The 2,762-nt window shown below is 60.4% G+C and carries 3 protein-coding genes; all 3 read left to right on the plus strand.

Going from position 1 to position 2,762, the window contains the following annotated elements; translation table 11 throughout:
- Window positions 1-185: phosphopantetheine-binding protein (locus tag M3436_20450; protein ID MDQ3566342.1), on the plus strand; the 185-nt coding region annotated here is incomplete at its 5' end.
- A gap of 10 nt (window positions 186-195) precedes the next feature.
- Window positions 196-1,542 (plus strand): AMP-binding protein, encoded by a 1,347-nt coding sequence (locus M3436_20455; protein ID MDQ3566343.1) that lies wholly within the window; start codon window positions 196-198, stop codon window positions 1,540-1,542.
- 366 nt (window positions 1,543-1,908) lie between these two features.
- Window positions 1,909-2,346: a hypothetical protein gene (locus M3436_20460; protein MDQ3566344.1), complete on the plus strand. Its 438-nt coding sequence runs from the start codon at window positions 1,909-1,911 to the stop codon at window positions 2,344-2,346.
- Window positions 2,347-2,762 lie beyond the last annotated feature (416 nt).

The raw sequence follows: 2,762 nt of genomic DNA on the forward strand, positions 1-2,762 counted from the left end.
TCAGTCCTGACGATCCGTTATTCCGTGAGGGGCTGGGTCTGGATTCCATCGACGCGCTCGAGCTGTCGTTGGCGGTTTCCCGCTGCTATGGCTATCATTTGCGCTCCGATGATCCGGACATCACGGTGACCTTCTCCTCGTTGCACGCCCTGTGCAAGTCAATCGAAAAACACCGTACCAAATAAGAGTGATCGAATGAGTGCGGTGCCCTTGCTCGGCCCTTATGACTATGACGATGTATTAGCCTGGCAAGAGGGTAGGGCGGTCACCTGCGGCCAGTTCCTCGCGCAGGTCGAGATCCTGTCCGGGTTGCTGCCGGACGGGCCGGCCGTCATCAACCTTACGGAAAATCGCTACGGCTTTCTCGCGGGGTTCGCCGCCGCGCTGATCCGGGGACAGACTACGCTGCTTCCTCCGGGCCGATCGCCGCAAGCTCTGTCGCAGATAGCCCGATTGTACCCGGACAGCTATTGCCTAAGCGACGGCGCGGCCGGAGCGCCAGGTCTACTCTGCTTCTCCTTGCCGGATTTTCACCACAGCACCCCGGCACGAATGCCGATTCCAATCATCCCGGCAGCGCAAACGGCGGCGGTGGTATTCACCTCCGGTAGTACGGGACAGCCGCGCCCCAACGTCAAGACCTGGAGCTCGCTCACCACAGTAGCGCGCCACACCGCGGCTCGCTTGGGTCTGAAAGCTAGGGATAATATCAGCATCGTGGCCACGGCGCCGCACTCGCATATGTACGGCCTCGAAACCTCGATCATGCTACCCACCCAACATGGCTGGGGCTTGCATGCCGGCCGCCCCTTGTTCGCGGCGGACGTGCGCTCGACCCTGGCGCAAGTTCCACCCCGGCGTATACTGGTGACCACGCCCTTGCACATGCGGGCCTGCATTGGCTCGGCATTGAGGTTTCCGGAACTGGAGCTGGTTCTGTCGGCGACGGCGCCGCTGTCGATAGGCCTGGCGCGCGCCGCCGAAAACCTGTTTCGCGCGCCGGTCCAGGAGATCTACGGCTTCACCGAGGCCGGCAGCGTGGCGATGCGGCGCACCACCGCCACCGGCGCCTGGCGGCTCTTGGACGGCTTGAGCCTGAAGCAGGAGGCGAACGGTTGCAGCGTTCAGGCCGATTACCTCCCTGAGCCTATTCCCTTGCCCGATCTGATCACGCCTCGCGGCGCACAGGAATTCGTACTCCACGGACGCGGTGGTGACGTCGTCAACATCGGCGGTCACCGGGCCTCGTTGGCCGATCTGAACCAAAGACTCAACGCGATCGACGGAGTAGAAGATGGCGTATTCTTCGCGCCCGATGGGCCCGACACCGGCAATGCTCGTCTCATCGCCTTCGTGGTGGCGCCGGAGCGTTCGACCGTGCAGATCCTCTCCGCCCTGCGGAACGCGATCGATCCGGTATTCGTCCCACGACCGCTGTACCGGGTGACGAGCCTCCCGCGCAACGAAACTGGCAAGTTGACTCGCGAGTCTCTGCAGGGACTGGTGCAGGCGTGCCGCGCGCGATTTTCCGATGGTGCTTGAACGGGTCGTTACCATCGAGATGATTCCCGACAGGCTCGAGGTCGGATCGGTATCGTGACGTCTGTAACACGCTTGAGCTATCGCGGCGGCACGGCGCTTGCCTAAGGATAGCCGGTCTTGGCGGGTGGGTTGTTGACGAGCCAGGATTTCGACGCGATTTTCTCGAAGGTTCATGGATCGAAGGATTCTCTGCATGGAGCACGCCGTCGCTTTATCACGCCAGGAGGTTGTTTGGGCACTCGGGAGCTTGTGTTCCCTTGACAGTTCGTCGTAGTCCAACGCCGAGAGACGATAGCCGAATGTCTCAACCAGCAACCGAGCTCCACGAGTCAAATAGGAGGTTGTCACTAGGAGTCCTCGTGCTGCGTGATGAATCTTGGCATCGGCAAGCAACTGTTTAATGACCGGCTCACCGACCTTGTGGTCAAGAGAATGGCGCTTGCACTGAACTATAACCCTTTCGACACCCAACGGGTGCTCAATGTACGCGGAGACATCAACACCACCGTCCTTCGAACCACGACCAATTGCCACGCTTGCATAGCCGAGCTGTTCCAGGAGTTCGGCAGTGAAGCGTTCGAACTCTCTGGGCGTCAAGGCGAGAAGGCGGGCCGGATCACTCGTCACAAACTGAATCAGCCGAGGGTCTGTAGCTACGGTGATTCGCAGCGGTTCGCCTGCGGGAAGATCGAAGGTCCTGGCTTCGATGACCTGCTCCAGCGGCGGGGTGTAGAATTGCCTGAGACGTTCGAGATTGGTCAGATCACCTGTGGCCAGGAAATACTCGTACCATCCCTGTTGTGAGCGTCGTGCAACAACACCGTCGGTCTCAAGGAGATCCCATTCGTAACCTGTGAGATGAAGGCGTTCTGGCGAACGGGACTCCTTCGCCGCCCGCAAGAATGCGGCGTTCAGTCCCTCGACCGCCTTCAATAGATTGGCCGGAAAGACTTCGACTGCCACGCCCGCGTCCCTCAAAACGTGGACGCCGCGGCCGGTCAAATAAGGGTTGGGCTCAAGCATCCCTACGAACACTCTCTCGACCCGCCGCAGAACGAGTCTCTCCACGCACGGGATCTGTAGGTGGTGCCGACAGTATTTTCTAATTCAAAGATGAGTCTGAAAGAAGGTAGTAAAGTCTGGCCTCCTAGGGTGAGAGAGTACTGGCCTCAGGGGATAGCTGGGGGCGTCGGGAGGCTGGGCTGTGCGACGACTGTGCA

The sequence above is a fragment of the Pseudomonadota bacterium genome, assembly GCA_030859565.1.
In the GTDB taxonomy this organism is placed as follows: Bacteria; Pseudomonadota; Gammaproteobacteria; order JACCXJ01; family JACCXJ01; genus USCg-Taylor.

Bases quoted from the DNA above. Each gene is read 5' to 3' on its own strand.
- M3436_20455 (MDQ3566343.1), top strand. From the start codon at position 196: ATGAGTGCGGTGCCCTTGCTCGGCCCTTATGACTATGACGATGTATTA.